Annotated in this window: 5 protein-coding genes; all 5 read right to left on the bottom strand. The window is 68.6% G+C overall.

The window, feature by feature from the left end; all coding sequences use genetic code 11:
• Nucleotides 1–34: 34 nt before the first annotated feature.
• Nucleotides 35–1,033: a hypothetical protein gene (locus IE278_RS39795; RefSeq protein WP_189779901.1), complete on the bottom strand. Its 999-nt coding sequence runs from the start codon at nucleotides 1,031–1,033 to the stop codon at nucleotides 35–37.
• Nucleotides 1,034–1,821: 788 nt separating this feature from the next.
• Nucleotides 1,822–3,309 (bottom strand): UvrD-helicase domain-containing protein, encoded by a 1,488-nt coding sequence (locus IE278_RS39790; RefSeq protein WP_189779900.1) that lies wholly within the window; start codon nucleotides 3,307–3,309, stop codon nucleotides 1,822–1,824.
• A complete protein-coding gene (locus IE278_RS39785) occupies nucleotides 3,306–3,782 on the bottom strand; it encodes a hypothetical protein (protein WP_189779899.1) in 477 nt (158 codons plus the stop codon). The genes IE278_RS39790 and IE278_RS39785 overlap by 4 nt, the downstream gene beginning before the upstream one ends.
• Nucleotides 3,783–3,785: 3 nt before the next feature.
• Nucleotides 3,786–4,628: a DUF6083 domain-containing protein gene (locus IE278_RS39780; RefSeq protein WP_189779898.1), complete on the bottom strand. Its 843-nt coding sequence runs from the start codon at nucleotides 4,626–4,628 to the stop codon at nucleotides 3,786–3,788.
• A gap of 168 nt (nucleotides 4,629–4,796) precedes the next feature.
• Nucleotides 4,797–5,060: a helix-turn-helix transcriptional regulator gene (locus IE278_RS39775; RefSeq protein WP_189779897.1), complete on the bottom strand. Its 264-nt coding sequence runs from the start codon at nucleotides 5,058–5,060 to the stop codon at nucleotides 4,797–4,799.
• Nucleotides 5,061–6,480: the final 1,420 nt, after the last annotated feature.

Here is a 6,480-nt window from a genome sequence, read left to right as displayed (position 1 = left end):
CAGCCGCTCAACAATCCTCGCCACGACTGGCAGCTTACTCAGCCAAATGAGATGATGTCTTAAGAGGGCCGTCACTTGTCTTGGAGAGACGTTCTGTTTCATGGGGCGCTGCGGGCGGAGCAGGTTGCCTACCTTCCTTCGGAGGCTGGCCGTAGACAAGTTCACGGACTGCATCCTCGATACTCATCTCGGCCGTGCCACCGCCGCGTTCCACACAGCCCAAGAGCAGAGCCAGTGCTGCCGTGCCGAAAATGCAGCGCTCCCGTGAGGTATCGATGCTGACCAAATCGGGATTACTGATTCGGCGCAGCGCGTACCCCGATGCCATGGCGGCGAGCATTCCAGCGAAGTCGTCCAGGCTCACGTCGGGACGCAGTCGTAGTCCGCGAGCGAGGAACATCTCTTGGTATACCTGCTTCCAGGGCTCCATAGCGCCCTGGCGGTTCGCTGCTAGAGCTTCCTGGATCACTTCGTCGCCCTCGGCGGCCGCCGAGGCGATGAGCTCAAGGCGGAACGTCGGTCCGTCGACGACGGTAGTCAGATCGTAGTAGCACAGCCGATGCGCTGCCGCGACGAACTCCGGCCCATCAAGCAGCCGTTCGGTATCCGGGGCAATCCGAGAGTCGTGCAGCGCCGGCTCGTGGAGCGACCACAGTCCGAAGCTCAGCAGGTCTGCGATGTAGTCCGAGTGTGACCTCCAACTGCATCTCAAAGTGGCAGTAGTACCCACGCGGGGGAAAGGTGCCGGATTATTGGCGAGTTCAGCTACGACCGCTCGCTGAGACAGAAAGCTCAAAAGAGGACGCCCCAGAGAATTTTCATCTTCCGGATCGTTGAGCACCCGTTTTGCCCCGGGCCCAAGGTGACGGCGAATCAACTGCATGCCGGCAAGCACGTAAGCGGCGGTCACCGGATCGTTGGCCAGCCTCTGCCTGCTGAAGGGTGTGCGCCGGTTCATCCTACGCAGCACACCAGAGAGGTCCTGGTTGTAGGGGTAGGACAGGCGATCCTTGGCAGTACGTTCCTGATCCATGCCCACATCGTCGCGGCAAGCAGCGCTGCGCACTAGGCGCGCAGGTGCGCGGTAGTTGACGCGCCCCCGCGCCCGTGCCTGCTCAGCAGCGCCGACGCGTCAGGCCCCCTGTACGCAGCGACGGAATCGCCTACAAAGGCCATACGACCGACACGACACGAAGCCAGCAGACCAGGGGGCTAGCAATGCTCGATCCGACCACCTCAGACTCCCCGCCTCCACACCGACACCGCAGTGACATCCTCACCTGGGCAGCGTTCATCGCTGCTGTGGCGAACCTGATCAACGCTGTCCACGGATGGTGGTAGCAGTACAGCATCGAGGCGCCCGGCGGTCCCGCGGACGGAACCACCTCAACCGCTTTCCGTCTTGCTCCTCAGTTTTGGTTCGCTACTGCGAGGTTGGAGCGCACCGGTCGCATGCAGTTCATCGGCGGTCGCGGCCTCGAAGCTCTCCTCCAAGAACATCTCAACATCGACCCTTTATCGGCCTGCCCAAACTCCCCCAGGCTGGGAAGCCCGCGACCTGCGCTGACCACCACCTGGCGGCGGCCGATAAACCACTGGCTTGTTCCTCATCTTGTTTCCCTTTCGTGCTGCTCGGCGAGGGAGGAGCGGGCAGGTGACGTCCAGGGCGGTTCGGGTTCTGACGTGTCGTCCCTCGTCGCCGCGGGCGACCCGAACATCACCGTGGCCTACCGCAAGGTCTTCGTCGTCCGCTCTCAGGGATCGGACACACCCGCCGACGGACGACAGCCCGGGCGGCTTGGTCCTCCGCTTCGGCGAGATCTACGTGTGCCCACTCCTTGCCGATAGTGGCTGAGGTGCGCTGGGATGGTCGTCGATCCAGGACAGGCCTCCGATGTCGAGGTGGTGGCGGGTGCGGGTGATGGCGACGTAGGCGAGGCGGGCTTCGCCGTCATCGAGCGGGCCCGGCACTGGGCGGCCGGTGTCGTCCAGTTGGTCGCTGTCTCTTGGCGGGGTGAAGTCGTCGGCGATTTTGACCCGCAGCCATTCGCGTCCTTTGGCTTTGTGGGCGGTGGAGACGGTGGCTTCGGCCTGTTGTTCGGGAACGAGTTGGGCGACGGCGGACAGGATGGCGTCGGTTCCGTGGGTGTCGACGAGGTCGACGAGTGGCTGCAGGTCGCGTCCTGCCGGGTCGTAGGCGGCGTAGTCCTGCAGGTCTCCCCAGGAGGGGAACAGGACCAGTTCGGGGTGGGTGGTGCGGCGGCCTTCTTTGAGGTCGCGGGCGGCCAGGGCCAGGGCGCGCAGGGTGTCTCCTCCGCCGACCAGGGCTACGCGGTGTCCGGCGGTGAGCAGGTTCATGACCTGGGCCATGGCGCCTACGTTGGTGCGGCACAGGACGGCGTCGGGCTGGGTGAGGGGGCCGAGTTCGGTGGGCACGGCGGTGGTGCCGGTGAGGCGGATGGGGGCGTCGGCGATGGTCAGCCACCGGTTGGCCTCGTCGGCGAGACAGGGGCCGAAACGGAAGGACTGGGACAGGGCAAGCTGGGTGCCGTCGAAGCCGGTCATGACGTCCTTGGCGCCGCGCCAGTGATAGATCGCCTGGGCGGAGTCGCCGACCATGACCAGCTGGGCGTGCTCGCGCTGGTTGAGGAAGATCTGCTCGACGACGGGGTTGGTGTCCTGGGCCTCGTCGAGCAGCAGGAAGTCGGTGTCGATGCGTGGCCGGGTGAGGGCCCAGATCTTCAGGTAGTGGTCGTGGTCGAAGCGGACGGCGCCGTCGTCGGGGTGCTGCAGGTCGGCCCAGGCTTTGCGGGCGAAGGGCACGAGGTGGGCGGCGAGTTGGGCGTGCTGGGTGCAGTCTTCGAGGCCGCGTAGGCGTGGGACGTGGTGATCGGTGATGGTCTCGTCCGCAGTGTGGCAGAAGCGGGCCACGGTGCGCAGGGCGGCATTGGAGAGGGTTCTCTGGGACAGGTCGCGTTCGCCGATGCGGAGGGCTTTGGTGATGCCGAGGGCCTGTCCGGTCTGCCAGGCGGGTCGGCGCGGGGAGTTGAGGCGGCGGGTGTAGCGGTGGCCGACGGCGGCGTAGGCCAGGGCGTGGGCGGTCTTGCAGCTGACGGTGGAGGGGAAGCGGGTACGGGCGTCCTGGGCGATGGCCCGGTTGTAGGCGAGGTAGCGGCCGCGGCGGCCGGTGGCGTGGGCGAGGTGGGCCAGGGTGGTGGTCTTGCCGGTGCCCGCGCCGGCCTGGAGGGCGAGGTGGTGGCCGGCGTGGAAGGCGTCGGCAGCGGCGGTCTGTTCGTCGGTCGGTTTCATGGTGTGGGCCTCTCGGGCCGCCGGGTGAGCGCGTGCCCGACGGCGGAGATCAGGTAGGCGGGGGTGGTCTGGGCCAGGAGTTCGCGCACGGCCCGGTCGAGGCGGTCGCTTTCCCGATCGGCGTACTCGGTCAGAGCGCGGCGCAGGGCTAGCTGTACGAATTCCTCGGGTCTTTGGCCGAGGCGGTCGGCGGCGGCCTTCAGCAGGGTGCGTGTGGCGGTCGGGAGGGCGACGTTGAGCAGGACCTGCCCACCTGTGTCCGGATAGTGGGTGGTGATCACGTCGATGGGCAGCTGGGTGTCGAGAAGCTGGCGCAGGCGGTGCGCGGCTCTGCCGGGGGTTTTGGCGTGCGTGAGGACCATGAGACGGGTGCTGTTGTGGTTGGCCGCGAGCGGCAGCACTCGGGCGGCGGCGCGCAGTTCAGCGTCCGTCAGTGGCCGGGTCGGGGTGATTTCCAGAGCGTGGTGCGGCACCGGTCACGCCTTCCTGCGGCGGCTCGACGGGGTGTGTGGGAGGCGGGTGTGGATGTGTGCCGCGTGCCGGAGGGGGTCGAATGGCTGCCATTGGGCCGGGGTGAAGTCGGCGGCTCCGGGGGTGGTGGCGTGGGCTCGGCAGCGCTGGGTGCGCCAGCGCAGTTGCTCTGCATAGGGCTGGTGGGTGAGGTCGTAGACGGCCATCAAGGTGTCGGGCTGGGCGAGTTGGCTGTGCTGGGAGCCTGTGGGCAGGAGGATCCAGATGCCCGCTGGGGTGCAGGGGGTGAGGAGGAAGTGGGGACAGCGGCGGCGCTGGTGTGTGCGGGCGACGCAGCGGATGCCGTCGAGGGGCCCCTCGGCGAGGTAGCGGCCGAGCAGGAGTTGTACGATGGCCCGGCCGGGGCGGTCGCTGTCGGTGGGCGGTGTGCAGGGAGCTGGCGAGGCAGGGGCGAGGGCGCCGGTGTCGATGAGGCGGCGGGTGCGGACGGCGAGGTGGCGGCGCACGGCCTCGATGCGCGGGCTCAGCCGGGCGGTCATGGTGCGGGCGGGGCAGAGCAGGGCGTGCGGGATGCGGCACCAGGGGCTGCCGTCGCCGTGAGGGTGGGCGATGCCGCTGCTCAGGTGCCAGCGGCAGCGCGGTGGGACGTCGGCGGTGGCCAGTTCAGTGGGGTGCAGGGCGATGGGCCGTTGGTCGGTCCGCGGGTAGAGGTCGACGCGGTGACCGCACTGCCGGCAGCGGCCGCTCTGACCGGCGTGCAACAGATGGCTGAGACTGGCGGCGGGGGTGCGCAACGGGCGGCGGGGGTACGCAGTGCGGCGTCCGGTGGAGGCGGTGTGGGGGCACATGGCCCGGACGGTGCCAGAGGGCACGCCGTGCATGGCGGTATGGCTGCCTGGATGTCGCCTGGTCGGCCCAACGGGGGCGAACATCCATCGCAGTGGGCGGATGGACGTTCGGTGGCGGTTCGCCGGTACGGGTGATTCACCATCCGCGGGGTGCCGGCGGTGGACGGGTCAGGAGTGCGGTGTGCCGGATGGGGTGTGGTCGTCGCAGAGGGCGCCGAGCAGGTCCTGGATCGGCACGTCGAAGGTGTGGGCGAGGGTATGCCAGGTGGTGACGTTGCCGGCGGCGTGGCCATGTTCGAGGTCGATGAGGGTGCGCCGGGCCAGGCCGCTGCGGTCGGCGAGTTCGTCGAAGGTCCAGCCGCGCTCGCCCCGCAGGCGCGCCAGCGCCATGCGCAGGGCGGTGAGGTCGGGGTCGGGCGGCAAGATCGTCACTTCACCATCCGACGGTGCAGACACCTGCCCCGTCAGTGCGGGAAACTGCACTTTCCATTCCGAGGCGGAGCGGCAACCTGGGGCAGGAATCTGCACTACCGTGCAGACGTCCTGGTGCCCGACACCGGGACGCCTGCCATAGGAACTGTTTTCAGACGGGGGCGACGAGCCGATGAGGCCGGCCGGCACGCAGAGCGCGGTGCGGCGCATCTGGAGAGTGGAGCTGCGATCGCGGGCGGAAGGACCCAGCCTGTTCTGCCTCCAGTGCCAGGCGCACACTCTCCCGCTGGAGGCGTCGTCCGCCCGGTCCGCGGTCCTGACGCATCTGGCCAGCCATGCCCGCGCCGAAGCACTGCCCGGACATCTGCGCACTTGCCAGTGCCGCACCCACGGCTGCTCATGGCACCCGCGCAGCCGCGGCTGCGCCGGGCCGGTCCTCCTGGCGCTCACCCGCGACACCGGCGGGCGCTCCTGGCGCCTGGCCGACACCTGCGCCGCCTGCGCGGCCGCAACCAGCCATACCGCCCTCGTGCCCGACACCCTGCCCGGTGCGGCCCCCGTACAGACACCACGTCAAACGGCCCCGCGCCGCCATCCCCAGCACGGGTCGGCCGAACGGTTGCGTGTGAAGGAAGCGCTCACTTATCTCGCGGTGGCACTCCCCCGGTTCTCCTCCCCCGCCGCCCGTCTGCTGGCGCTGCAGTGCGCCCTGCGCGCCGACCACCACGGGCATGTCCGGCTCCCTCCCGGTTTCCTGCGTGGCATGCGGCTGCGAGGCCGTACCGAACTGTGGAGCGAACTCGAGCACGCCGGATGGCTGGCCCTCGCCGCACGGCAATCTTCCGGGGAAGTACGCCTGCTTGATGCGGACATGCACACTCAGACGTCCGGACGGGCCGCCCGCGCACGCGCGGCCCACTGGGCGCTGCAGCCTGTTCCTCTGACTGGACCTCGCGGCATGGCGCACTCGATGCAGCTCACTGCATTGGCCCTCGCCACCCACACCTGCGACGGCACCGGAACTGCGGAACTCGACGCGCTCACCCGCCTGTGCGGCCAGTCCCCCCAGCAACTGGAGGACCTCTTCGACCAACTGGTCCGCACCCGTCTCCTAGCAGCATGGCGACGCCTCAGCCACGAGGAAGTCGCCTGGCACTTGCCCTCACCGGTCGGGGGCAACCCAGCGCCAGCTGAACGGTATGGGCCTACCTGTCCGCCGTTGACGGACAGATGTGGAAGTAGCGTTCTTCCATCTCAACACCATGGCGATGAATAGATCCTGAGAACGCTGCTGCCGACGTACGGGCGCATGGAGCGGTTCGGTTGAAGCCCCTCGCAGGAGCAGGAGCGGTCGTCTGGGTACCCAGGCCGCCATGGCCGGTTTCGGGTCCGCTGCACACTCGCCGCTGGTCAGGGAACT

This window comes from Streptomyces tauricus (genome assembly GCF_014650955.1).
Lineage (GTDB): Bacteria > Actinomycetota > Actinomycetes > Streptomycetales > Streptomycetaceae > Streptomyces > Streptomyces tauricus.
The sequence above is the reverse complement of the archived record's forward strand: the minus strand, read 5'-3'. Positions and strand labels throughout refer to the sequence as shown.